Origin of the sequence: Cognatishimia sp. (assembly GCF_049116455.1) — a bacterium.
Classification (GTDB): Bacteria; Pseudomonadota; Alphaproteobacteria; order Rhodobacterales; family Rhodobacteraceae; genus Cognatishimia.
Genome location: NZ_JAGDYW010000003.1, coordinates 830,373 through 852,511 on the forward strand (window position 1 = coordinate 830,373; position 22,139 = coordinate 852,511).

Consider the following 22,139-nt stretch of genomic DNA (forward strand, 5'->3'; position numbering starts at 1 on the left):
AGGACGCAGAAAATGCGCCATTCTATTCTTATCGGCTTGGGTCTTGCGGCCACAGTTGCCCTTGTGGGCTGCCAAAAAGATGGCGATGCCGAAGTTGATCGCGCGTTGGAAAGCGTAAACGCCTTGGACGGAGCGGATCTTTCCGACATCATGTTGACCGCCGCAGATCCGAATGAGGCAGTGACTTATTTCACTCGAACTTTGAATGACAATCCAGACCGCATCGATATTCGCCGCGGGCTTGCGATTTCTTTGATCCGCGCCAAAAGTTACGATCGCGCCGTTAGCGCATGGCGCAAAGTAAATGCACATCCTGACGCAACCTATGATGACCAAGTTGATCTCGCAGATGCTTTGATCCGAACCGGTAAATGGGACGAAGCAAACGCAACGCTGGATGCAGTGCCGCCGACCCATGAAACTTTCAAACGCTATCGCTTAGAAGCCGTCGTCGCGGATTCCGCCAAAGAATGGAAAAAAGCCGATAGCTTCTACGAAACAGCCGTTGGCCTGACAACACGCCCAGCAGGCGTATTGAACAACTGGGGTTATTCCAAGCTAACCCGCGGTGATTTCTCTGAAGCAGAGCGTCTGTTCGTCGAAGCCATCCGTGAAGACAATGGCCTCTTCACCGCCAAAAATAACCTCGTGCTCGCACGCGGGGCACAGCGCAACTACTCTCTTCCGGTTATTCCGATGGAACAGACCGAACGCGCGCAGCTTCTGCACACAATGGCGCTGTCTGCAATCAAACAGGGCGATGTTGAAATCGGTAAAGCGCTCTTGCGCGAAGCGATCGAAACCCATCCTCAGCACTTTGAATCTGCAGTGCGCAGCCTACGAGCGATGGAAAATACCTGATGCAATTGTCCTCAGCTGAGGCGCTTTGGTTTCTACCATTCGTCGCGCCGATTTGCTTCTATGTCGCCTGGACTGACATGAAGATGATGAAAATCACCAACCAGTCGGTGGTGGTTCTGACTTTAGTCTATGTCATAATCGGGCCACTGGCCCTGCCTTTTGAAGATTATCTTTGGCGCTATCTGCACCTGATTGTGGTTTTGTTGATTGGCATTTTGTTGAACGCAGCCGGTGCTGTGGGCGCAGGAGATGCCAAATTCGCAGCCGCAGCTGCACCTTTCATTGCACTTGGCGATGTCACACCTGTCACCATGGTCTTTGCAGTCGTCTTGTTGGCTGCCTTCGCGACACATCGGATCGCGAAGCATAGTCCAATCCGCAACATGGTGCCCGATTGGGAAAGCTGGTCCAAGAAAAAGGACTTTCCTATGGGGCTGGCCTTGGGTGGCACGCTGGCAGCTTACCTTCTTTTGGCAGCGATCGCTTAACGCGAAACGGGATGTAAGACCGCGATCAACGCAGTGCGACGCACCCTTTCTCCCCTTCCCTGCCCCATTGATGCCATCTTCCTTCGCATGATGAAGCGCGGATTATTACGCGTTTGATCAAGGATCATGCCATGAACATGCCAATGGAAACCGCCGCAACATCAGTGATTGCGCCCCCCGTCCCCAAACGGCTGGAGGACATGCGTCTGCCTATCGTTATGATGCGCGACATCCTTTTGAAAACCATGTTCCGCAAAAACGTCGATATGGTCACCGAAGTCGCACGAGCGATTTGCCTGCCAACGGCTGTCTCACAAGAACTGATCGACATGGCGCGCGAGCAGAAATTTCTCGAAGCGACAGGCACGTTGAATGCCAACAACGGTAACGAAATGGGTTACCAGTTGACCGACCTTGGAAAAACACGTGCTCAAGATGCTCTGGCGCAATCTGAGTATTTTGGTGCGATGCCGGTCCCGCTTGCAGTTTATTCAGAACAAATCAAACGCCAATCAATCCGCAACATTCAGATTTCACGCAAGCAGCTCACTGATGCTATGGGTCATCTGATCTTGCCTGACAGCCTTTTGGATCATCTTGGGCCCGCAGTTGGTGCTGGCCGTTCGATCCTGATGTATGGCCCTCCCGGCAATGGTAAATCCTCGATTTCAAACGGTATTCGTGATGCGATGGGTGACAAGGTTTATGTACCCCGCGCCATCGAATACGCGGGTCAGGTGATCACGGTCTATGACCCGATCGTGCATTCCAAAGCTGAATCCGAAGTCGATGACCCGAATAGCCTGCGCCGTCGTCGCAGCTTTGATACGCGCTATGTGCGCTGTGATCGCCCAACCGTCATCACCGGCGGTGAATTGACGCTCGATATGTTGGATTTAGTCTACAACCCCACTGCCCGTACCTATCAGGCACCGCTACAGCTGAAAGCAGCTGGTGGTATCTTTATTGTAGACGACTTGGGACGTCAGCAAGAGTCACCGCAAGCTTTGGTGAACCGTTGGATTGTTCCTCTGGAAGAAAGCCGTGATATCCTTGCGCTGCAATCTGGTGAGAAATTCGAGACCCCGTTTGATACGCTAGTGATCTTTTCAACCAACTTCCACCCGAATGAAATCTTTGACCAAGCGGCTCTGCGCCGGATCTTCTTTAAGATCAAAATCGATGGTCCTGATCAGGAAGACTTCCTGAAAATCTTTGCCATGGTTGCCCGTAAGAAAGGCATACCGCTGGATGAGCGAACCTTGGTTCATTTGCTACAAAAGAAATATCCAACCATCGACAATATTTATGCGAACTATCAACCTGTATTCCTGATCGACCAAATGATCTCGATTTGCGAGTTTGAAGGTATTCCAAATCAAATGAGCCCTGACCTGATTGATCGCGCTTGGGCGAACATGTTTGTGAAAGACGAGCTGATCGTAAAATAAGCAGACGCGTACGTTGCAACTGATGGCGGAATGCGCCATCAGGGTGGCATGACCCCACAGATTAAAGCTCTTTCCGTACATCTATTAACTGCAACTGGCGCTGTTTTTGCCATGCTGGCCATGTTGGCTGCTGTAGATGGAAAATGGAGCCTTATGTTTTTGTGGCTTGTTGTAGCCTTTGCCGTCGATGGCATCGATGGCCCATTAGCCCGCAAATATAACGTCAAAAAATACGCATCGGAATTTGACGGGGTCTTGCTCGATCTGATCATCGACTATCTGACCTATGTCTTTATTCCAGCCTTTGCCTTGTTCAAATCCGGACTGATGGATGGCTGGACCGGCTGGTTTGCGATCATCATCATTACCTTTGCATCGGCAATGTATTTCGCCGACACGCGAATGAAAACAAAGGATAATTCCTTCTCTGGCTTTCCAGGATGCTGGAACATGCTGGTTCTGGTGATCTTTGCTTTGGAACCAAATTTCTGGGTCAGCCTGTTCTTGGTGGCAACGCTGGCAGTGGCCATGTTCCTGCCTCTGCGGTTTATCCACCCGGTGCGTACAGAACGTTGGCGTGTGATCTCTCTACCGATGGCTTTGGCCTGGACCTTTTTTGCAGGTTGGGCAGCTTGGGTCGATTTCCATCCTGAAAGCTGGGCGCATTGGGGATTGATTGTGACATCAGTATATTTGCTGCTTGTAGGGCTCGTTCAGCAAATCCTGCCCGAGAAGACCGAGATCCTTTAGATCAAAAACCCGCCCGCGCCTTCATGGCGCAGCAAGGTGACTTTGGTCTCTACACCCCCTGCTCCGCTGAAACCTGTTAGCCTTCCCCCAGCCCCCATCACACGATGGCACGGGATAATGATTGGGATCGGGTTGCCCCCGCAAGCACCTCCGACAGGCTGAGCCGAAACATTCAGCGTCTTGGCGATATCGCCGTAGGTGCAGGTCTCTCCAAACGGGATTTTCAGCATTTCATTGCAAACGGCTTGCTGAAATTCAGAGCCCTTCACGTTGAGCGGCAGATCAAAGACCTCCAACTCGCCAGCAAAATAGGCCGCGAGCTGGGTGATCGTTTGATCCAACAACGCTGTGTGTGCAGACGGAGTATCCGCCCAGCGTACACTGGTGATCGCACCATCTTCTTCAAAAATGGTCAGCGCGCCGACTGGGCTATGAAAACAAGCACTGAGCATTATCTATACCGCCAATGCCTGATTGCCGGGTTTCGGCGTAAGCAGCAGCAATAGACCAAAGCCGATCATACCAAAGCCTGACGCGCGCTGGAACCAATGCAAGCGCTGCGAGGCCGCACGCGCGGCAAAGCGGCCGACAATTGCGTAAATCATAAGAGCAACCACCTCCATCGCTAGGAACAGGCCGCCAAGGATCAAATAGCTTTGCGCATAACTCTCTACGGCAACAAACTGCGGGAAAAAGGCGGCAAAGACCAAGATCGCTTTTGGGTTTCCAACAGCCACCAGCATCTCACTGCGAAAGGCTGACCGGAATTCTAGGGATCCTGGCTTTAGGTCAGAAAGGTCCGCTGACGCAGATGCCCGCAACAGCTTAATGCCCAACCACACCAAGTAAGCCGCACCTAGGATCTTAATGGCCGTAAAGACCAAAGCCGAAGCAGACAGGATTACGCCCAGCCCAATCGCAGAAATCGCAATCATTGGCGCAAAGGCCAGAATGCGACCCATGCCTGCGCGTAGGGCGAACCCTGTTCCAGCCTGGGCACCATGAGTGATGGCCAATAGGTTATTCGGCCCAAAGGCCAAATTGATGGCGAAACACGCCGGGATAAAAATCGCGAGATCAATCATTGCTAGCCGCTCCCTATTGGCTCCCTTTGAACCAACCCTCAGACAGAAACAGAAATAACGACCTGAGCCAAGGTGCAATTTATAACCATAGCCGCTGTTCAGCCTTCGAAATAAGACCCGAAACCTCACTTTAACATAATTATGGTAAGTTTGCGCCGAGGCAGCAGATCATAAAAAGGAGAATACCTTTGATCGGACTTATGAACGGTATGGCGCATGGGCACGCCCACCGACCCTTTCCACATCCTGTCATCTCGCGTTTTGACACCAATGAAAACGGCAAGCTGGATTTTGACGATCTTGCGGGTACAAAATTTGGCGCGAAGCTGGCGGATAAATTTGGCACACCCGATGCAAAAGCAAGCGGAAGCCAAACAACCATCCAATACAGTTCTTTCAGCGCCAGTTTTCAAAGCGGCCCGGATGGTTTCAGCCTATCGGTATCCATAGTTCAGGCAACGATCTCTATCGGGGCATTGGATGCAGCAAATGGCGATGAAGTTCCTGATGTCATCGATGGTGAGGCTGCGCCAGTCGAGGATGTGCCTGACCTAGTGGTCGAGGAATCCGAAGATGACGGGACAGTTGTGAGTGAAGGCACTGCAAGCGCGCTGTATGAGAAAGCCGCTGCAGGAGAAGCCGCGCTTGAACTCTTGGAAGATATCACGGAATCCGAAGAAGAAGATCTCTTGATCTAAGACTTTACGAGCACAACAAAAAGGCGCTCTGAAATCAGAGCGCCTTTTCTATTTTTTAGATCAAGCCCTCCGCGCGGAGCTCGTGCAACGCTTCGGCATCGCGAGCCGATACATCTGGGAACTCTGGGTCGGACCCGACGTCCGGCAAGATTTTCCAAGAGCGCTGACACTTCTGCCCTTCGGCCTTCTCAAACACCACGCCAACCCCTTCAACTTCCGGCAAACGGAAGGCTTCGGCTGGGCTTGGGTCACCAGTGAGCTCAATGGCGGAGGTAATACAGACGTCTTCGAATGCAACCGTTTTCAAGGCCGCCAAAGTATCGGCGTCACGTACATGCACAACAGGCGCTGCTTCGAGCGATGAGCCGATCACCTTGTCTACACGCTGCACTTCAAGCGCAGCCGTTACAACACGGCGCACTTCGCGCACTTTGGACCATTTCGCTGCCAGTGGTTCATCCAGCCAATCCGCCGGAGTATCCGGCATGTCGATCAGGTGAACAGAGCTGCCTTCTTCCGGGAAACGCTCCAGCCACACATCTTCCATGGTAAAAACCATGATTGGCGCGAGCCATGTGGTCAGGCGGTGGAAGAGAATGTCCATCACGGTGCGGCTTGCGCGGCGACGCAGGGTGTTGCCATCGCAATACAGCGCGTCTTTGCGGATGTCGAAGTAGAAGGCCGACAGATCCACCGTTGCAAAGTTGAAAATCGCAGAGAACACACCTTGGAAATCATAAGCCTTGTAGCCTGTGCGCACCTTGTGATCGAGCTCTGCTAAGCGGTGCAGCACCCAACGCTCCAGTTCCGGCATATCCGCTGGCTCGACACGGTCTTCTTCGGTGAAGTTGCCCAGCGCGCCGAGCATATAACGCATGGTGTTGCGCAGGCGACGATAGCCGTCGGCGACACCTTTCAGGATTTCCGGCCCAATCCGTTGATCGGCCGTGTAGTCGGTCTGTGCAACCCACAGACGCAGAATATCTGCGCCGTATTGCTGAACAATCTTCTCAGGCACAATGGTGTTGCCCAAGGATTTGGACATCTTGTTGCCCTTCTCATCCAGCGTAAAGCCGTGTGTCACAACATTGCGGTACGGCGCGCGGCCATTGGTTCCGACGGATTGCAACAGAGATGAATGGAACCAGCCACGGTGCTGGTCGGTGCCTTCCATATAGACATCAGCGATGCCATCTTCGGTACCGTCTTCACGATCACGCAGAACGAAGGCATGGGTTGATCCAGAGTCAAACCACACGTCCAGAACGTCAAAGACCTGATCGTAGTCCGCTGGGTTGGCGATCCCGTCGAGCATTTTCTCTTTGAAGCCATCGGTGTACCAAACGTCCGCGCCATCTACCTCAAAGGCCTCTTTGATACGCGCGTTCAGCTCATCATTGCGCAGCAGGAAGTCAGCGTCTGTTGGCAGAGTGTCTTTCTTTGTAAAGCATGTCAGCGGCACGCCCCATGCGCGTTGACGGGACAGAACCCAATCCGGGCGCGCTTCCATCATAGAATACAGACGGTTGCGGCCAGACTGCGGATGCCATTTGACCTCTTGGTCGATGGCATTCAACGCGCGATCACGGATCGTCTTGCCCAATTTGTCCCGACCATCACCCACTTCTTTGTCCACGGAGGCAAACCACTGTGGCGTGTTGCGGAAAACGATCGGCGCTTTGGAGCGCCAAGAATGCGGATAGCTGTGCTTCACGCGGCCACGGGCGATGATACCACCGGCCTCAACCAGTTTAGCGATCACGGCGTTGTTGGCTTTGCCTTCCTTGCCTTTGCGATCAAAGACCTGAAGGCCTGCAAAGAATGGAACATGCGCCAGAAATTCGGATTCTTCGCCGACGTTGTGCGTCATGCGGTCGATCCAGTTGCGCGCCACAAAACATTCGTAGTCGTCCTGACCGTGGCTTGGGGCGGTGTGCACGAAGCCAGTTCCGGCATCGTCGGTCACGTGGTCGCCGTCGATCATAGGGACATCGTAATCCCAGAAACCTTCTGCGCCTTCCATGCCGTTGAATGGATGTTTGCACAGCGCGCCGTCCAGTTCGGAACCAGCGACATCGCGGACACGAGTAAACTCGGTCACACGAGATTTCTGCAGCACATCTTCCGCCAGAGTATCTGCCAGAAGGTACAGATCACCTTCAGAGGTCCAGCTTTCTTCCTCGGTCGCGTCCACGCGGTAAAGGCCGTAAGCAATCTTTGGATTGTAAGCGATGGCCTTGTTGGACGGGATGGTCCAAGGCGTTGTGGTCCAGATGACAACGCGCGCGTCTAGCAGATCCTCAGCAACCTCAACCTCACCTTCGCCACCTAGGAAAGTGATCTCAAACGGTACCCAGATCGTGTGGCTTTGGTGATCGTGATATTCGATTTCTGCTTCCGCAAGCGCGGTTTTTTCCACCGGGGACCACATCACAGGTTTGGAGCCTTGATAAAGCGTGCCGTTCATCAAGAACTTCATGAACTCATCGGCGATGACCGCCTCGGCGTGGTAGTTCATCGTCAGATACGGATCAGCCCAGTTGCCGGTGATGCCCAGACGTTTGAACTCGTCACGTTGCACCTTGACCCACTGATCAGCAAAGGCACGGCATTCCTGACGGAACTCAACAACGTCAACTGCGTCTTTGTCTTTGCCTTTTTTGCGGTATTGCTCTTCGATCTTCCATTCGATTGGCAGACCGTGGCAATCCCAGCCCGGCACGTAACGCGCATCAAAACCCATCATCTGATGCGAGCGCACGATCATGTCTTTGATGGTTTTGTTTAACGCGTGGCCGATGTGCAGGTGGCCGTTGGCATAAGGAGGGCCATCGTGCAGCGTGAAAGGCTCGCGACCTTCTTTTTCGCGCAGGCGGTCGTAGATCCCAATGTCATTCCAACGCTTCAGCCATTCCGGCTCGCGCTTTGGCAGGCCTGCGCGCATCGGGAAATCGGTTTTTGGCAGGTTGAGCGTGGTTTTGTAATCAAGCGTATTTTCAGGTGTATCGGCGCACATTTTTGGCGTCCTTCGGTCATCAGATGTCAGATAGTTTTGAAGGGTCGGCGCGGTATCCCATACGCCTTGTCCCGGCAGCTCGTAGCTTTAGAGCGCCGGGTATATAATTCGAATAATGATTGCCATTACACGGGTCATGTCTGCGTTATAGGCCTGTGTTTCATCGGGGTAAAGCGGCAAACACGCCGCATTGCATATCGCTGAAAATTCGCGTTGAGTGCCCATTGAGTTTAAGCGCGAGAACAGGGAATTGGACGTCTTGAAAAGGATACTATCGTGACTCATCCCATGCAGCTGTTTGAAATCAGCGCGGAAGAGATCGACCAAGTGGTCGCTGCTTTCTATGCTCGGATACGGCAGCACCCAGAGCTTGGCCCTGTGTTCGCAGCGCATATCGCAACAGAGGACTGGCCTGATCATGAGGCCAAGATAGCCTCGTTTTGGCGCAATGGCATCCTGAAAGAGCGGTCATATTCCGGCAATCCAATGCAGGTGCATATGGCAGCAGGCAACGTGATGCCTACGCATTTTTCCGATTGGCTGGGGTTGTTTGACGAGGTGCTGGCAGATCAGCTTCCGCCCGACACCGCGCGCGCTTTTTCGGCGCTTGCACACCGAATTGGGCGCGGACTTCGCATGGGGCTGGAGCATGTCCACCAGCCAAGCGATCAACCCCCTATTCTGAGCTAGAGCTAAACACACCAGCCAGTGCACGTTTCACCAATTGGCGCACAGATGGGCGAGTTTGTTTTGCAAACGCAAGCGGGCGGCAAACCTCCATGGCGGCAATGCCAACGCGCGCCGTTAGCGCCCCATTCACCATGCCCTCGCCGAAACGACGGCTGATTTTACCAAGAACAGAACCACCGGCAATGGAGCTTAGTAGGTCGTCACCGACTGCGACTGCCCCTGTGGCCACCAAATGCGCCATGACGGCTCGTGTTAGGCGCCAGCTACCCAGCGTGCCCGACCGGCCAGCGTAAACTTCGGCAATGCGGCGGATCATGCGAATGTTGGCAACCAAGGCAGTCACCACATCGGCCAAGGCGAGCGGCACCAAAGCGGTGACCGTCGCCACCTGCCGCGCGGCGGCCTCGACCTCTTTACTGGCGGCGGCATCCAGCGGGGCCAGCAGTTCTTGTTCTGCCAAAGCAAAGACCGCAGGCGCGTCGAATGTGTCGTTGAGGCCTTCGCTTAACCGCTCACGCCCCCATGCCGTATCTTTCCGGCTTGCATAAAGCACCATCAGATCGCGCGCGACTTTGCGTGCTGCGTCAAGGTTATCATCGGCCATGGCCGCATCGGCGGCTCGGTGCAAGCTATCGACCTTGCGCAGACGGCCAAAGGCCAGGAGTTCTTTGACGACAATCACCACGGATATCAGCAAGAGGCCTGCCAAAAGCGCTGTGAACCCCATGCCTATCAGCGGATACTGCGCGAGCAGGGATTGCACGAAATTCCACGCGGAAATCGACAGGATCGCAGCCAGCACACTCAACAAAAGCCCCCAGAACCAGCGCGATAAGGCTGATGGGCGGCGTGCACCGAGGGTAACAACTTGTTTCATGGTTTGACCCGTGGGTGTCGGGGTCAGCTCATCCGGTACATTTGGTGCATCTTGAACGGCAGGAGCCGCCTCCTCGAGTTCGATCAGAACGGGTCCTGAGCTGTGTTTATCTGTGCTCACAAGCTGCCCCTTTCCCATCGATACCTAATATCCGGAAGTTTTTCGTCATTGCCATACCCATCGGTGCGCTCGACTTCTTTGAACCCCTCTCGCAGATAAAACCGCTGGGCCGCTTCGTTGAATTGGAACGTCCAAAGCTCTAGCGCCAATTCCTGCATTTGTGCATCACGCAACAGGCGGTGCCCGATGCCCTGCCCGCACATGGGGCGTTTTACATATAACGCGTGAATGTCTTGTTGATCCCGTGCGAGGAAAGCCTGAGGTTGTCCATCTACTTCGGCCAAAGTCACCCAGCCTCGCCCAATCATGGTTCCGCAAAAATTGCGGGTTTTCTGGCGGTTGTAGAGTTTTGGCATCCAAGGCGTTTCATCAAGAAAGTCATGCAGAATATCCCCGACCTCCTTACGATCTGCCTCGGTAGCGGGCCGTAAGAGAACGCTCATAACCGATCTCCGATCAAGAATTGCGCCGCGCGATCCAGACGGATGTGCGGAGGACCGAAACCGGGTTTCAGGCTGAGTTCTGCTGGCGCGAAGGCCATGAATTGATAGCCATCTTGCAACCATTGATCCGAGCCTGATTTTGCAGCGCTGAGGATATGATTGGGATCTTCGGGCAGTTCCCCGGGAAAAAACGCGGCCTGTTTGCCGCCCTCCAACAAGGTCCCACGCACGCAATCAAGCTGGCGACCTTTGTGATCCACTGTTTCTTCAACTGTTGTACGTAAAGACGCCAAAGACAGCGACTGCGTGCGTGCCCCCGCAAATTGCGCGCGGTCGCGGGCATCACGCGTCAGCGCATCCATAATGGCGGTCAGCTTGCCATGTTGACGGTGATGCAAATGATCCGCTTTGGTGGCTGCAAAAAGAATACGCTCAACCCGTTTTCCAAGCAGCAGCCGGTTCAGAAAAGCATTTTTACCAGGGCGGAAGGCCGACAGGATATCGGTCATAGCCTGACGCATATCTTCGACGGCCTTGGGGCCTCGGTGAATTGCGCCCAACGCATCCACAAGCACCACTTGCCGGTCGATCCGGGCAAAATGATCTTGAAAAAATGGTTTTATGACCTTGGCCTTATAGGCCTCAAACCGCCGCGCCATCTCGCGCGCCAATGAACGGCGTGGGGTCTCGCTGGCGGGAAGCGGCGCGAAGGTCAAAACAGGAGAGCCGGCTAAATCACCAGGCAACAAAAAGCGCCCCGGCGTGCAGTCATAATACCCGGCATCGCGGGCCGTGTTCAGATATTCGGTGAATCGCTGGGCCAAAAACTGCGCTTTGGGTTCTTCCAGCTTTTCTGTGCCATCGACATTGTGGATCGCATCCAGATACGCAGTGCCTTCTGGCCGTGCTGCCAAACGGTTAAGAACCTCTGCACTCCATTGCTCATAGCTTTTCTCAAGCAGTGCAAGGTCCAGCAGCCATTCGCCGGGATAGTCCACGATATCCAAGTGCACCGTGCGTGGCTTCTGTAAACCAGCCAATAGACCTGCGGGTTGCACTTTCAACGACAGACGCAATTCACTGACTGCGCGTGTGCTTTCCGGCCAATGCGGGTTAGGCCCCAAGAGTGCGGCGCGGTGGTTTTCATAATCAAACCGAGGCACGGTCACATCAGGCTGTGGCTGCAGATAAGCCCCCAACACGCGCCCTTCTGCGATGGCCGCAACCTGCGTCATGCGGCCTCGGTCCAGAAGGTTCGATACAAGCGAGGTGATAAACACCGTCTTACCAGCCCGCGCCAAGCCTGTGACGCCAATGCGAATAACCGGTTCAAACAGCGCTTCAGATAGACCATCCCCCACAGCCTCTACACGGCGTGACACTTCGTTGGCCAAGTCGGTAATGATCACATCTGCCCCTTTCGTTCTTATCTGCAAATATGCAGCAAGGGGCGCGGTTTCCATAGGGTTGATCGCAATTCTAAGCGGGAAAAAGCCATGCACCCTCCCCGCTTAGCCGAGAATGAGTAAGTGTTTAGAGATTGAACGCATCCGCCGAGAGCGCTATGGCGAGGCATGCGCATTGCTTTGAAAGTCGAATACCACGGAGCACCCTTCGCAGGGTGGCAACGCCAAGCGGATCAACCTTCGGTTCAAGGAGCCATCGAGGCCGCCTTGTCTAAGCTTGAGCCCGGCGAACACACGATTGCCGCCGCTGGCCGAACGGATGCTGGCGTGCATGGCCTGGCACAAGTGGCGCATTGCGACTTGCAAAAGGAATGGTCTCCGTTTCGCCTGTCAGAAGCACTGAATTTCCATCTGAAACCACATCCGGTTTCGATTGTGGATGCCGCCGTTGTGAATGAAAGCTGGCATGCTCGGTTTTCAGCGATGGAACGCCGTTATCTCTTTCGCATTCTCATGCGTCGCGCCCCTGCTACACATCAGGCGGGACTTGTTTGGCAGGTCAATCACCAGCTTGATGTGGACGCGATGCAAGAGGGTGCAAACTACCTTCTGGGCAACCATGATTTCACCACGTTCCGATCATCAATCTGTCAGGCTGCGAGCCCGCAGAAAACATTGAATGAGCTGCGTGTGGAGCGCGTTGAAATGCCCTGGGGTCCAGAAGTGCATTTTCACGTGCGAGCACGGTCTTTCCTGCACAATCAGGTGCGCAGTTTTGTCGGCACTCTGGAGCGGGTTGGCGCTGGCACTTGGACGCCACAAGATGTGCGTGAGGCCCTAGAGGCCAAAGAACGCGCGGCCTGCGGTCCCGTAAGCCCGCCGCAAGGTTTATACCTTGCTGGCGTTGGCTATCCGGATGATCCGTTTAATAAAGCAGATTAAGTCGCTTCATCTTCAAGGTGCAGCTTCATGTCCAACAGGACTTGCTGCAACGCCAATGTTTCTTTCAAAAGACGCTTGGCTTCATTGATGGTGATGATGCCGTCTTCGATGGATTGATTGTATTCCCCCATCAACATGGCAAACCGCTGGCTCAGCGCGATCACATCAGCATTTACGCCGCCGGAATCAGGCTGGTTTTTGCGACGTTCATCAAAGCTTAGCGTGATGCCTTTCAGCTCTGCCAAAGCCGTCGTGACATGCGGAAAGCTCGCCGCTTCTTCTAAGGCGGCAACCGCATCAACCGGCATGAAACGGTCAGCGTGCTCTTCGTGTTCAGAGTAATATCGACCCAAAGTGGCCTTAGATTTCCCGGTCAACTTGCACGCGGCTTCGATGCCGACATCTTTCACAAGTGCCTCGGTGTGTTTTTTCAGATAACTGCCAAGCGCGGCCATAGACCAACCCCCAAAAAATACGTCTTCATCACCCGAAACGGGGAAATCATTAAGTCTTTCCCCTTAAAGACTTTTTAAACCTTTGTCATTTGTAAACTGTCTTGATCGACAATCCTATCCCACTCCATCCAACTCACTGGGTCGGGAGACGAGCGATATCAAAGGGCACCACCTCGGTTGTTCCGCGAGTCGTTTCTGCTTGAGAAGGGGCAAAAGTAAGAGCGCATGGCCATCCCCAGTGGCGTAAGCCCAACCAGGCGCTAGTAACGAGTTCTCAGGCGGATCCGGGTGGCTTTTGGGCCATCCGGATTTCGTTTATTCAGATCACAGTTATCCACAGTAAGCTGCTTGATTTTTGCGTGGCGAGCGTCCTATCTGCCTTTATGGCCAAGCTCTATTTTCAGTATTCGACAATGAACGCAGGCAAGTCCACGGTCCTGCTGCAAGCTGCGCATAACTACCGGGAACGGGGCATGGTGCCGTTCTTGCTGACCGCCCAACTGGACAACCGTGCCGGCTCCGGAAAAATCGCTTCTCGCATTGGGATTTCTGAAAACGCCCAGACGTTTTCGCCCGAAACCGACCTATTTTCTTTGCTAGAAAAGCAATTTTCACAAGAAAAGACCGCCTGCGTTTTCATCGACGAAGCGCAATTTCTCACCAAAGATCAGGTCTGGCAATTGGCCCGCGCCGTAGATGATCTGCATGTCCCCGTGATGTGCTACGGCCTGCGCGTCGATTTCCGCGGAGAACTGTTTCCAGGCTCTGCAGCACTGCTGGCCCTGGCAGATGAAATGCGCGAAGTGCGCACGATTTGCCACTGCGGAAAAAAGGCCTCGATGGTTGTGCGACGCGGCGCTGACGGCAAGGCTTTGCAGGATGGGGCCCAGGTACAGATCGGCGGCAACGAGACCTATGTTTCCTTATGCCGCCGCCATTGGCGCGAAGAGATGGATCAATAGCTGACGGCTGTTACATTTGGTCGCTCGGGCTAAAATCTTGCGGTACTGCCCCTATCTTATGAAGGTAAGGCGCTGACGTGAGGTCATCATGAAATTTTCATTTCTGTCTGAATACCACATCCGAAAAGCTGAACGCGAAGGTCAGTTCGAAGACCTAAAAGGGGAAGGCAAACCGCTTCCCAAAACCGGCGATGGAGATTTTGCTGAAAACGTTGGATTTCGGATCATGGCTGAAGCCGGCGCGATCCCGAAGGAAATCGAGTTGAAACAGGCCGAAGCCGCGCAGCTGAAAGTACTGCAGGCCACCGATGATCCTGATGCGCGCAAAACCGAGATGAAAAAGCTTGCCGACATCCAACTCCGCCGCGCCATTCAAGAAGAAGCGCGACGGAAATATTATTCGCAAGACTGATCGTCTGGATTAAACCGCGTTTGGCAATGGCTGCCCCTCTAAAGCAGCCTTCAGATTTTCGACAGCCATCATGCCCATCCCGGTTCGCACCTCTAAGGCGGCAGTTCCCAGATGCGGAAGAAGCGTCACGTTTTCCAATGCAATCAAAGCTTCAGGCACTTTGGGTTCAAACTCATAAACATCCAACCCTGCACCGCCGATCTTTCCTTGCTGGAGCGCCGCAATAAGGGCCGCCTCATCGACAATTTCACCGCGCGCGATATTGACGAAAATCGCGTGTGATTGCATGGCTGCAAAGACGTCGGCATTGATCAAGTGTTGTGTTTCGGGACCGCCAGGAAGGGCGACAACCAGAATATCCACCTGCCTGGCCAACTCTGTCAGAGACCCAATATGTTCGGCTGGAAAATCCAGCTGTTTTTCAGAGCGATTGACGTATTTAATCGTCATATCAAAGCCAAAATGTGCGCGTTTCGCGATGGCCTGACCGATGCGCCCCATGCCAATGATACCAAGGGTTTTGCCGGTCATATGCAGGCTGAGGAACTGAATGGGATGCCAGCCGCCCCATTCGCCGCGACGCACCAGACGCTCGCCCTCGCCCGCACGACGGCAAGTCATTAACATCAGCGTCATCGCGATATCGGCGGTGGCATCGGTGACAGCACCCGGCGTATTAGACACCTGCAAACCTGCTGCATTGGCCGCCGCAACGTCGATATGATTGTAACCTACACCGAAATTCGCCAACACCGTGGCACGCGGATTTGGCACATCGGCAAAGATTTCTGCAGAATAGTGATCGCCCAATGTGGGCAGCACCGCATCATAATCCCGCAGGCTTGCCCGCATTTCATCAGCGCTCATTTTGGTTTTATCTTGGCGCACCGTGACGGTGTAATGCGCCTGCGCCGCGGCAATCACTGGATCAGGCAAAGGTCGGGTAATCAACAGAGTTTTCAAAACATACGCCCTCCGATTGGAACGTCTTTGTCCGGGCCAAGCAGGACCACTTCGCCATCAGAATCCGGCAAGCCAAGCACAAGCACTTCGGACATGAACTTACCGATCTGGCGCGGCGGGAAATTCACAACGGCAATCACCTGTTTTCCAATCAGGCCCTCTGGCGTGTAATGTTTGGTGATCTGGGCCGAAGATTTCTTCACCCCGAGCGCCTCGCCAAAATCGACCCAAAGCTTAATTGCGGGTTTGCGCGCCTCAGGATAGGGCTGTGCATCGACGATTTTGCCAGTGCGAATGTCGACATTCAGAAAGTCATTAAATGTGATCTCAGCCATTGGCGAGCTCCTTAGAGCGATCGGTTGCCGCCGAAACAGTTTTGGTAATGAGACTTGGCAAACCATTGGCCTCATCCATCAGAACCTCAAGCCCAGCTTGGGTTGTGCCATTTGGGCTGGTGACATTGATGCGCAACTGGGTTGGGTCTTCTTCGGCCTGTTCCGCCAAAGCCCCTGAGCCGGCAACTGTCGCCTTGGCCAAGGCCATCGCTAGATCCGCACCAAGCCCCTGTGCTTCGCCCGCTTTGGCAAGGCATTCAATCATGTGAAAGACATAGGCCGGACCAGACCCAGAAACGCCTGTAACCGCATCCATTTGTGCCTCAGCCTCAAGACGCACCACCTGCCCCACAGCGCTGAGCAACTGATCTGCAAGATCAAGGTGGGCGGCAGATGCATAATCATTGCCCACAATCGCCGTGATGCCTTTGCCAACTGCGGCTGGCGTGTTGGGCATGGCACGCACAATTGGGGTCGTGGACCCAAGAATGTCTTGATAGGTGGCAATAGAGATTCCGGCGGCGACGGATAGGAATAGAGTTTTCCCGTTGCCCATGGCCTGCAGAACCGGCAGCGCCTCGGCCATCATCTGAGGTTTCACAGCGATCAACACAATGGCAGGTGCCTTGGGCAGCGGCGCATTCACATTCACGCCCGTGTCTTTGACCCAGATGCTTGGGTACGGGTCCTGCACATAGACAGATGTCGCAGGCAGCCCGTCTTTCAGCCAGCCTTCCAACATCGCTGACCCCATTTTTCCACACCCAAGCAGCACCAAACCGTGCTCGGCCAAATATGACATATCCATCAAAGGCTCCTTTTCTTGCGGCGCACTTTGGCGCGTTTCCCTTCGGTCGTCGAGGGCTGAAATGCGCCGTTCCAGTTGACCTACGTCAACGCAAATGCCCACGAATATGGTCTAAACTGATCCCATCAAAAGGAGACAGTCATGCTGAAAGTTACGAAAGCTGGAGAAAACCGGATCGACATAGAACTGAGCGGCCAAATCGACGCGGTCAATATGCGCGTCGCATTGGACGAAATGATCGACGCCTCAGCTGAGATGGCGCATGGTCAAATGCTATACACCATTCCAGAGTTTGCCATGCCAACCTTGGCCGCGATCGGAGTGGAAATGACCTACCTTCCACAGTTGTTTAAGCTTCTAGGTAAGTTTGATCGATGCGCGGTTCTAACCGATGCCGGTTGGTTGCAAAAAGCCGCCGAGATCGAAGGCGCTCTTTTCCCAGGCATCGAGATCAAGAGCTTTCATTTGAACGAAAAAGAAGCCGCTGAAACCTGGTTGTCAGACGAAACTTAAAGGGCGGCCATTTCAGACCGCCCCTTAGAGCATAAGGAATTATGCGCGCCCGTAGGCCTCGGCGATGGCAACCTGCATCGCGTCATCCACAGAGCGACCGCCCCATGTCGCCAATTGAATCGCCGGGTAAAACCGTTCGGCGCTCATGATTGCGACATTGATCATCGTGTCGATCTGATCCGGGCTGGCCACCTGGCCGCCTGCCAGAACCAAACCGTAGCGATAGATCATCAGTTTTTGATCATTCCAGAAGGTAAACCCGCCGGCCCAGCATTGATCATTGATGCTGTTGAGAACCTGATAAAGCTCAGGCATTTTATCTTCTGGAGGCTCCATTTCAAAGGAGCAGACCATTTTCAGGGTCTCATCATAGTCGGACCACGCGAGGGTGATGGAGTAGGTTCGCCACTGCCCATCGACAGCCATCGCGATTTGATCATCTGCGATACGATCAAAGGTCCAGTCGTGGTGTTCTGCAATATGTTCAACGATATCTATCGGATGAACATCTTCTTCAAGAAACTGCTCAGAAACTGCCATAGCGCCACCTCTTTCTTGGTTTGCGCCGAGACGTGGCAGCGTCTGCTAGCGCTTGGTGCCTGCTCGAAGGGGTGTGTTTTTATCCGCCCCTCTCACTAGATATGGTAGGGGCGAGCATAGGCGCGAGTAAAGTAAAATATCTGTGGATAACGCAATTTCTTGTGGATTGTTTCAGGCAGAAACGCAAATTGTCGTGTTTTTCGCAAAATATTGTATAACATAAGAAAAAAGGCCTCGCATCGCTGCGAGGCCCCAAAACCTTCCGGCTGACCATAGGTAATCTACTTACCTTCCAGAGCCTCAAGACGTGCTTTCAAAGCTTCGTTTTCTTCACGGGCCTTTTGCGCCATTGCACGCACGGCATCGAATTCTTCGCGGGTTACAAAATCGCGATCCGCCAGCCAGCGGTCCATCCAGGACTTCATGGCGTTTTCCGCTTCGTCCTTGGCACCCTGGGCCACGCCCATCGCGTTGGTCATCATTGCGGACATATCATCCATGAATTTATTGCGCGTCTGCATCAGTCACACTCTCCAGTTACAATCACCTGTCATAATCAAAGGTGTTGGCATTCCATTTGATCCCTATATGGGGGCAAAGACGCGCGGCCTCAAGGTTGACGTCATCCAAAAGCAGAGGCAGACAGACGCACATGCAGGCCATGATCCCCTTCCCCGAGTTGTCACCCGAGATTTTTACGATCTCTTTGGGTTCCTTTGAATTTGCGCTGCGCTGGTATGCGTTGGCTTATATTGTTGGCATCCTGATCGCCTGGCGGATCACCGTGCGCGCCGTGGAAACGCCGCGCTTGTGGAATGCGCAGGGTGCGCCAATGAACAAGCTGCAGGTCGAGGATTTTATGACCTGGGCCATTATTGGTGTGATCGTTGGTGGACGCCTTGGATTTGTGCTGTTTTATCAGCCCGAATATTACCTCACCTACCCGGGTGACATTCTAAAAGTCTGGCAAGGCGGTATGGCTTTTCATGGCGGAATGTTGGGTGTTGTTGTTGCTGGGTGGCTTTACGCAATACGCCATGGAATTCCGAAGCTTTCGCTCGCCGATAGCATCGCATTGGGGGTGCCGGTGGGCTTGTTGCTGGGCCGTCTGGCGAATTTCATCAATGCCGAGCTTTGGGGCCGGGCAACGGATCTGCCTTGGGGCGTCGCCTTTCCGGGATTTGACGCACAAAATTGCGGCCAGCTGCAAGGATTGTGCGCACGTCACCCAAGCCAGCTTTATGAAGCCGCACTCGAAGGCGCGATACTTTTGGTCGTCCTGCTTTACCTCGCCTGGCGCAAAGATGCGCTGAAAAAGCCGGGGCGGATCACAGGTGTTTTCTTTGCAGGCTATGGGGTTGCACGCTTTGTGGTCGAGTTCGTTCGCCAACCGGATGCGCAGTTCATTTCTGACGGCAACCCACTGGGCCTTGCGGTGCACATTGGCGGCCTTGGACTGACCATGGGACAAATTTTGAGCCTGCCGATGATACTTGTCGGCTTGTGGCTGATGCGCCGCGCTGCCAAAGTGGGTGCATGAGTCTTAAAGACATTTTGATCGAGCGCATTCGCACCGTCGGCCCCATGCGGGTCTCTGACTTTATGGCCGAGTGCCTGATGCACCCGACGCATGGTTACTATGCCACCCGCGACCCCTTTGGCGTAAAAGGCGATTTCACCACAGCGCCTGAAATGACGCAGATGTTCGGCGAACTCATCGGCCTCAGTCTGGCACAGGCTTGGATGGATCAGGGTGCGCCAGACTCTTTTGTTCTGGCCGAGATCGGTCCCGGACGCGGCACGTTGATGGCAGACCTACTGCGGGCAACCAATAAGATTCCGGGGTTTCACGCAGCTCTTGATCTGCATTTGATCGAGGCCTCTCCCGCATTGCGCGCCAAACAGCGCGAATTATTGGGCGAGGCAACTTGGCACGACGATGTAAGCACCCTGCCCGAGGCTCCACTGTTTCTCATCGCTAATGAATTCTTTGATGCGCTTCCCGTTCGGCAGTTCATCCGGGATGGCGACTTATGGCGCGAGCGCCTGATTGGCTTTGAAAACGCGCAGATGTGTTTTGGGATGGGGGCAGCTGCGGATCAGCCGATGCTGCGCCATCGCTTGGAAGACACTGAGGATGGCATGTTGGTCGAGATCTGCGAGGCTATGCCCCAAATCGTACAGACCATTGGCGCGCGCATTCAGGATCATGGCGGCGCGGCTTTGATTATCGATTATGGCGATTGGCGATCCCAAGGTGACACGATGCAAGCCATCAAAGACCATCAAGAGGTCGACGTCTTGGATATACCGGGTGATTGCGATCTGACCGCGCATGTGGATTTCGAAATGCTTTGCGCCGCCACCCCCAGCCGGTTTTCACGCGTCACTGCGCAGGGTGTTTTCCTTGAACGCCTTGGCATCACAACCCGAGCCCAAAATCTGGCCGAACAAATGGAACCAGTGCAGATCGAGCAGCATATCGCAGCACATCGACGCTTGACCCACCCCGATGAAATGGGAAATCTGTTCAAAGTGGTCGCCCTATATCCTGACGGCCAGGTCCCACCTGCGGGTGTAGAAGCATGAGCGAAAATACATGAGCCTTGAGATTTTGACATCAGAGCATCTGGACCCGCTGACACATGGGTTCTTTACGCGCAAAGGGGGTGCCTCTTCCGGGGTATTTGCCGGTTTGAATTGCGGGATGGGAAGCAGTGATCAAAGTGAAATGGTGACGATCAATCGCGAACGCGTCGCGGCGGCAATGGGCAGCACAAATCTTGCGCGGGTTCACCAAGTGCATTCTGCCGATGTGATTGTGGTCGATGGTCCTCAGGGCGATGCGCCAAAGGCTGATGCGATGGTGACAAGTACACCCGGCGTTGCATTGTCGATATTAACAGCGGATTGCCAGCCGGTTCTTTTTGCCGACAAAGCCAATGGCGTCATCGGAGCGGCACATGCGGGATGGCGAGGTGCTTTGGATGGGATTTTAGCCAACACCGTTGAGGCCATGATTGGACTTGGTGCCAAAAAAGAGAACATCGTCGCAGTAATCGGGCCAACCATTAGCCAAAAAGCCTACGAAGTTGGACCAGAGTTTTTTGACACCTTTTCAGCCCAGCAACCGGACAGCGAACGCTTCTTTATAAAAGGCAAAGGGGATCGTTTCCTATTTGATCTGCCTGCCTTTGGGCTGACTTGCCTGCAAGCGGCTGGTGTTGGCACCGCCGAATGGATCCACCATTGCACCTATAGCGACCCGGACCGGTTCTTTTCATATCGCCGGACCACGCACAATAAGGAAGCAGACTACGGACGTTTGATCTCTTCCATTCGGCTTTAATCGAAAAACCACCGCCCCGCTTTTACCTCTGCAAATTCGCTAAAATTCTATAATTGCGCCGCATCCGCGCCCCAATTCAGGGTCAGATTGTTCATGAACCAAGAACAATCCCGGTTGGGCAAGACGGAGCAGTCAAATGTGTAAACAACGGTTTTTGAAATCGATCCTTGAAACATCCAAGACAGAACAAACTGTTCTGCCATGGGCCAAGAAGCGTCTAAATGGTGCTTCCGTAAAAGTCTCGCTGAAACCAGCGATGCCACTACGTAAGATCGCCTGATCGATACCTAAAGAATTCCCTAAGATTTCCCCCGGAGTGAGAACTCCAACCTCCCCCAAGACACTCCCCGCATGGTCAACCCAGCGGGGATTTTTTGTCTCAGCAGAATAAATGTTAAATCGCCTGTGAGCCGTAATCCTGTGCCTGCTTGACCCAACGCTCTAGTTTTTCGGATTTAATATGACTCGCCCCAGCGAGAGGTGTCACTTTCGTCTTAATTCCGATAAATCCGAGAATTTGCTTTTTCAACTGTTGAATCAAAGCGTTGCGGTAAATTAGTCGGAAATACCAGCCTGGCGTATCGGACGTCAGAAAGACACGCCCTGTGCGCCCACCCAACATAGGTTTCGGAAGTTTACCCTTCGTGTCAAATGTTCTCCCAGGCAATAAAGTTCGGTCAAACAGACCTTTTAACTTGGCAGGCAGCCCACCCCACCACATCGGCGTCGAAATAACGACGTGTTCTGCCCATTCGATATTAGACAGTACTGTTTCCAAATCCGGCTCAAGTGGCTTGGAGCCCTTATAGCCACCCATTCCATAATCCATATCAAAATCTAAATCGTGCAAATTGGCGATCCGAACGTCATGCCCTGCTTGTTTAGCCGCGTCTGAATAGGCCCCAGTCAGCGCTGACGAAATCGACGTCTCGGCCGGGTGCCCGTTCAAAACAAAAATCCGTTTCTGTGTCATTT

At 53.7% G+C, this 22,139-nt stretch carries 27 protein-coding genes; 14 read left to right on the forward strand and 13 right to left on the reverse strand.

Annotated elements, in window-relative coordinates; all coding sequences use genetic code 11:
- Positions 1 to 12 precede the first annotated feature (12 nt).
- From JXQ85_RS09090 to JXQ85_RS09105, 4 genes are all read left to right on the forward strand, one after another.
- Complete coding sequence (locus JXQ85_RS09090; RefSeq protein ID WP_421748582.1) at positions 13 to 861, forward strand: tetratricopeptide repeat protein; 849 nt, start codon at positions 13 to 15, stop codon at positions 859 to 861.
- Positions 861 to 1,349: a prepilin peptidase gene (locus JXQ85_RS09095; RefSeq protein WP_421748583.1), complete on the forward strand. Its 489-nt coding sequence runs from the start codon at positions 861 to 863 to the stop codon at positions 1,347 to 1,349. Before JXQ85_RS09090 ends, JXQ85_RS09095 begins: the two co-directional genes overlap by 1 nt.
- 137 nt (positions 1,350 to 1,486) lie before the next feature.
- Positions 1,487 to 2,800 (forward strand): ATPase, encoded by a 1,314-nt coding sequence (locus tag JXQ85_RS09100; protein ID WP_421749046.1) that lies wholly within the window; start codon positions 1,487 to 1,489, stop codon positions 2,798 to 2,800.
- A 48-nt stretch (positions 2,801 to 2,848) separates the two neighbouring features.
- A complete protein-coding gene (locus JXQ85_RS09105; protein ID WP_421748584.1) occupies positions 2,849 to 3,550 on the forward strand; it encodes a CDP-alcohol phosphatidyltransferase family protein in 702 nt (233 codons plus the stop codon).
- Here JXQ85_RS09105 and JXQ85_RS09110 read toward each other — a convergent pair.
- Positions 3,547 to 4,002, reverse strand: coding sequence for a methylated-DNA--[protein]-cysteine S-methyltransferase (locus tag JXQ85_RS09110; protein ID WP_421748585.1), 456 nt, complete (start codon positions 4,000 to 4,002; stop codon positions 3,547 to 3,549). The two genes, JXQ85_RS09105 and JXQ85_RS09110, sit on opposite strands and share 4 nt — an antisense overlap.
- A gap of 3 nt (positions 4,003 to 4,005) precedes the next feature.
- A complete protein-coding gene (locus JXQ85_RS09115; protein WP_421748586.1) occupies positions 4,006 to 4,635 on the reverse strand; it encodes a LysE family translocator in 630 nt (209 codons plus the stop codon).
- Between the two features lie 188 nt (positions 4,636 to 4,823).
- Here JXQ85_RS09115 and JXQ85_RS09120 point away from each other — a divergent pair, with 188 nt between their 5' ends.
- The gene (locus JXQ85_RS09120; RefSeq protein WP_421748587.1) at positions 4,824 to 5,333 is read left to right on the forward strand and encodes a hypothetical protein; all 510 of its coding nucleotides are present in this window, start codon (positions 4,824 to 4,826) and stop codon (positions 5,331 to 5,333) included.
- Positions 5,334 to 5,388: 55 nt separating this feature from the next.
- Here the strand turns inward: JXQ85_RS09120 and ileS are convergent, their stop codons facing one another.
- A complete protein-coding gene (gene ileS, locus JXQ85_RS09125; protein WP_421748588.1) occupies positions 5,389 to 8,349 on the reverse strand; it encodes an isoleucine--tRNA ligase in 2,961 nt (986 codons plus the stop codon).
- Between the two features lie 288 nt (positions 8,350 to 8,637).
- Between ileS and JXQ85_RS09130 the strand changes: the two genes are divergently transcribed.
- Positions 8,638 to 9,039, forward strand: coding sequence for a group III truncated hemoglobin (locus JXQ85_RS09130; RefSeq protein ID WP_421749047.1), 402 nt, complete (start codon positions 8,638 to 8,640; stop codon positions 9,037 to 9,039).
- Here JXQ85_RS09130 and JXQ85_RS09135 read toward each other — a convergent pair.
- Genes JXQ85_RS09135 through JXQ85_RS09145 form a run of 3 tightly spaced genes read right to left on the reverse strand, consistent with a single transcriptional unit; the run spans position 9,026 to position 11,888 of the window.
- A complete protein-coding gene (locus tag JXQ85_RS09135; protein WP_421748589.1) occupies positions 9,026 to 10,036 on the reverse strand; it encodes a YcjF family protein in 1,011 nt (336 codons plus the stop codon). The two genes, JXQ85_RS09130 and JXQ85_RS09135, sit on opposite strands and share 14 nt — an antisense overlap.
- Positions 10,033 to 10,479: a GNAT family N-acetyltransferase gene (locus JXQ85_RS09140; RefSeq protein WP_421748590.1), complete on the reverse strand. Its 447-nt coding sequence runs from the start codon at positions 10,477 to 10,479 to the stop codon at positions 10,033 to 10,035. Before JXQ85_RS09140 ends, JXQ85_RS09135 begins: the two co-directional genes overlap by 4 nt.
- On the reverse strand, positions 10,476 to 11,888 hold the full coding sequence (locus JXQ85_RS09145; RefSeq protein WP_421748591.1) for a YcjX family protein: 1,413 nt from the start codon (positions 11,886 to 11,888) through the stop codon (positions 10,476 to 10,478). Before JXQ85_RS09145 ends, JXQ85_RS09140 begins: the two co-directional genes overlap by 4 nt.
- A gap of 165 nt (positions 11,889 to 12,053) precedes the next feature.
- Here JXQ85_RS09145 and truA point away from each other — a divergent pair, with 165 nt between their 5' ends.
- Positions 12,054 to 12,827, forward strand: coding sequence for a tRNA pseudouridine(38-40) synthase TruA (truA, locus tag JXQ85_RS09150; protein ID WP_421748592.1), 774 nt, complete (start codon positions 12,054 to 12,056; stop codon positions 12,825 to 12,827).
- On the opposite strand, the gene JXQ85_RS09155 is transcribed toward truA, so the two are convergent.
- On the reverse strand, positions 12,824 to 13,282 hold the full coding sequence (locus JXQ85_RS09155; protein ID WP_421748593.1) for a hypothetical protein: 459 nt from the start codon (positions 13,280 to 13,282) through the stop codon (positions 12,824 to 12,826). The genes truA and JXQ85_RS09155 overlap by 4 nt on opposite strands.
- Before the next feature lie 383 nt (positions 13,283 to 13,665).
- Between JXQ85_RS09155 and JXQ85_RS09160 the strand changes: the two genes are divergently transcribed.
- Complete coding sequence (locus JXQ85_RS09160; protein WP_421749048.1) at positions 13,666 to 14,244, forward strand: thymidine kinase; 579 nt, start codon at positions 13,666 to 13,668, stop codon at positions 14,242 to 14,244.
- An 88-nt stretch (positions 14,245 to 14,332) separates the two neighbouring features.
- Positions 14,333 to 14,656 carry a DUF1992 domain-containing protein gene (locus tag JXQ85_RS09165; protein WP_421748594.1) on the forward strand — a complete coding sequence of 108 codons (324 nt, stop codon included), beginning with the start codon at positions 14,333 to 14,335 and terminating at the stop codon, positions 14,654 to 14,656.
- Positions 14,657 to 14,665: 9 nt separating this feature from the next.
- Here the strand turns inward: JXQ85_RS09165 and JXQ85_RS09170 are convergent, their stop codons facing one another.
- The 3 genes from JXQ85_RS09170 to proC are packed head-to-tail and all read right to left on the reverse strand — an operon-like array spanning position 14,666 to position 16,762.
- On the reverse strand, positions 14,666 to 15,619 hold the full coding sequence (locus JXQ85_RS09170; protein WP_421748595.1) for a 2-hydroxyacid dehydrogenase: 954 nt from the start codon (positions 15,617 to 15,619) through the stop codon (positions 14,666 to 14,668).
- The gene (locus JXQ85_RS09175) at positions 15,616 to 15,954 is read right to left on the reverse strand and encodes a tRNA-binding protein (protein WP_421748596.1); all 339 of its coding nucleotides are present in this window, start codon (positions 15,952 to 15,954) and stop codon (positions 15,616 to 15,618) included. Before JXQ85_RS09175 ends, JXQ85_RS09170 begins: the two co-directional genes overlap by 4 nt.
- Entirely contained in the window at positions 15,947 to 16,762 is an 816-nt protein-coding gene (gene proC, locus JXQ85_RS09180) for a pyrroline-5-carboxylate reductase (protein WP_421748597.1), read from the reverse strand. Before proC ends, JXQ85_RS09175 begins: the two co-directional genes overlap by 8 nt.
- A gap of 141 nt (positions 16,763 to 16,903) precedes the next feature.
- Between proC and JXQ85_RS09185 the strand changes: the two genes are divergently transcribed.
- Complete coding sequence (locus JXQ85_RS09185; RefSeq protein WP_421748598.1) at positions 16,904 to 17,275, forward strand: STAS/SEC14 domain-containing protein; 372 nt, start codon at positions 16,904 to 16,906, stop codon at positions 17,273 to 17,275.
- 39 nt (positions 17,276 to 17,314) lie between these two features.
- Here JXQ85_RS09185 and JXQ85_RS09190 read toward each other — a convergent pair whose 3' ends face one another.
- Together JXQ85_RS09190 and JXQ85_RS09195 are read right to left on the reverse strand one after the other, a co-directional pair.
- Entirely contained in the window at positions 17,315 to 17,815 is a 501-nt protein-coding gene (locus tag JXQ85_RS09190) for a YbjN domain-containing protein (RefSeq protein WP_421748599.1), read from the reverse strand.
- A 281-nt stretch (positions 17,816 to 18,096) separates the two neighbouring features.
- On the reverse strand, positions 18,097 to 18,336 hold the full coding sequence (locus tag JXQ85_RS09195; protein ID WP_421748600.1) for an accessory factor UbiK family protein: 240 nt from the start codon (positions 18,334 to 18,336) through the stop codon (positions 18,097 to 18,099).
- 131 nt (positions 18,337 to 18,467) lie between these two features.
- Between JXQ85_RS09195 and lgt the strand changes: the two genes are divergently transcribed.
- From lgt to JXQ85_RS09215, 4 genes are all read left to right on the forward strand, one after another.
- Complete coding sequence (lgt, locus tag JXQ85_RS09200; RefSeq protein WP_421748601.1) at positions 18,468 to 19,355, forward strand: prolipoprotein diacylglyceryl transferase; 888 nt, start codon at positions 18,468 to 18,470, stop codon at positions 19,353 to 19,355.
- On the forward strand, positions 19,352 to 20,404 hold the full coding sequence (locus JXQ85_RS09205) for a class I SAM-dependent methyltransferase (RefSeq protein ID WP_421748602.1): 1,053 nt from the start codon (positions 19,352 to 19,354) through the stop codon (positions 20,402 to 20,404). The genes lgt and JXQ85_RS09205 overlap by 4 nt, the downstream gene beginning before the upstream one ends.
- A 10-nt stretch (positions 20,405 to 20,414) precedes the next feature.
- On the forward strand, positions 20,415 to 21,164 hold the full coding sequence (gene pgeF / locus JXQ85_RS09210) for a peptidoglycan editing factor PgeF (protein ID WP_421748603.1): 750 nt from the start codon (positions 20,415 to 20,417) through the stop codon (positions 21,162 to 21,164).
- 136 nt (positions 21,165 to 21,300) lie between these two features.
- Positions 21,301 to 21,444, forward strand: a complete 144-nt coding sequence (locus tag JXQ85_RS09215) for a hypothetical protein (protein WP_421748604.1) — start codon at positions 21,301 to 21,303, stop codon at positions 21,442 to 21,444.
- Positions 21,445 to 21,558: 114 nt separating this feature from the next.
- Here the strand turns inward: JXQ85_RS09215 and JXQ85_RS09220 are convergent, their stop codons facing one another.
- On the reverse strand, positions 21,559 to 22,137 hold the full coding sequence (locus tag JXQ85_RS09220) for an NAD(P)H-dependent oxidoreductase (RefSeq protein WP_421748605.1): 579 nt from the start codon (positions 22,135 to 22,137) through the stop codon (positions 21,559 to 21,561).
- Between the last annotated feature and the right edge of the window lie 2 nt (positions 22,138 to 22,139).

Excerpts from the sequence above, each read along its gene's own strand:
- JXQ85_RS09090 (WP_421748582.1), top strand. The coding sequence starts at position 13 with ATGCGCCATTCTATTCTTATCGGCTTGGGTCTTGCGGCCACAGTTGCC.
- JXQ85_RS09095 (WP_421748583.1), top strand. The coding sequence starts at position 861 with ATGCAATTGTCCTCAGCTGAGGCGCTTTGGTTTCTACCATTCGTCGCG.
- JXQ85_RS09100 (WP_421749046.1), top strand. The coding sequence starts at position 1,487 with ATGCCAATGGAAACCGCCGCAACATCAGTGATTGCGCCCCCCGTCCCC.
- JXQ85_RS09105 (WP_421748584.1), top strand. The coding sequence starts at position 2,849 with ATGACCCCACAGATTAAAGCTCTTTCCGTACATCTATTAACTGCAACT.
- JXQ85_RS09110 (WP_421748585.1), bottom strand. The coding sequence starts at position 4,002 with ATGCTCAGTGCTTGTTTTCATAGCCCAGTCGGCGCGCTGACCATTTTT.
- JXQ85_RS09115 (WP_421748586.1), bottom strand. The coding sequence starts at position 4,635 with ATGATTGATCTCGCGATTTTTATCCCGGCGTGTTTCGCCATCAATTTG.
- ileS (WP_421748588.1), bottom strand. The coding sequence starts at position 8,349 with ATGTGCGCCGATACACCTGAAAATACGCTTGATTACAAAACCACGCTC.
- JXQ85_RS09130 (WP_421749047.1), top strand. The coding sequence starts at position 8,638 with ATGCAGCTGTTTGAAATCAGCGCGGAAGAGATCGACCAAGTGGTCGCT.
- JXQ85_RS09140 (WP_421748590.1), bottom strand. The coding sequence starts at position 10,479 with ATGAGCGTTCTCTTACGGCCCGCTACCGAGGCAGATCGTAAGGAGGTC.
- truA (WP_421748592.1), top strand. The coding sequence starts at position 12,054 with ATGCGCATTGCTTTGAAAGTCGAATACCACGGAGCACCCTTCGCAGGG.
- JXQ85_RS09155 (WP_421748593.1), bottom strand. The coding sequence starts at position 13,282 with ATGGCCGCGCTTGGCAGTTATCTGAAAAAACACACCGAGGCACTTGTG.
- JXQ85_RS09160 (WP_421749048.1), top strand. The coding sequence starts at position 13,666 with ATGGCCAAGCTCTATTTTCAGTATTCGACAATGAACGCAGGCAAGTCC.
- JXQ85_RS09165 (WP_421748594.1), top strand. The coding sequence starts at position 14,333 with ATGAAATTTTCATTTCTGTCTGAATACCACATCCGAAAAGCTGAACGC.
- JXQ85_RS09175 (WP_421748596.1), bottom strand. The coding sequence starts at position 15,954 with ATGGCTGAGATCACATTTAATGACTTTCTGAATGTCGACATTCGCACT.
- proC (WP_421748597.1), bottom strand. The coding sequence starts at position 16,762 with ATGGATATGTCATATTTGGCCGAGCACGGTTTGGTGCTGCTTGGGTGT.
- JXQ85_RS09185 (WP_421748598.1), top strand. The coding sequence starts at position 16,904 with ATGCTGAAAGTTACGAAAGCTGGAGAAAACCGGATCGACATAGAACTG.
- JXQ85_RS09190 (WP_421748599.1), bottom strand. The coding sequence starts at position 17,815 with ATGGCAGTTTCTGAGCAGTTTCTTGAAGAAGATGTTCATCCGATAGAT.
- JXQ85_RS09195 (WP_421748600.1), bottom strand. The coding sequence starts at position 18,336 with ATGCAGACGCGCAATAAATTCATGGATGATATGTCCGCAATGATGACC.
- lgt (WP_421748601.1), top strand. The coding sequence starts at position 18,468 with ATGCAGGCCATGATCCCCTTCCCCGAGTTGTCACCCGAGATTTTTACG.
- JXQ85_RS09205 (WP_421748602.1), top strand. The coding sequence starts at position 19,352 with ATGAGTCTTAAAGACATTTTGATCGAGCGCATTCGCACCGTCGGCCCC.
- pgeF (WP_421748603.1), top strand. The coding sequence starts at position 20,415 with ATGAGCCTTGAGATTTTGACATCAGAGCATCTGGACCCGCTGACACAT.
- JXQ85_RS09215 (WP_421748604.1), top strand. The coding sequence starts at position 21,301 with ATGTGTAAACAACGGTTTTTGAAATCGATCCTTGAAACATCCAAGACA.
- JXQ85_RS09220 (WP_421748605.1), bottom strand. The coding sequence starts at position 22,137 with ATGACACAGAAACGGATTTTTGTTTTGAACGGGCACCCGGCCGAGACG.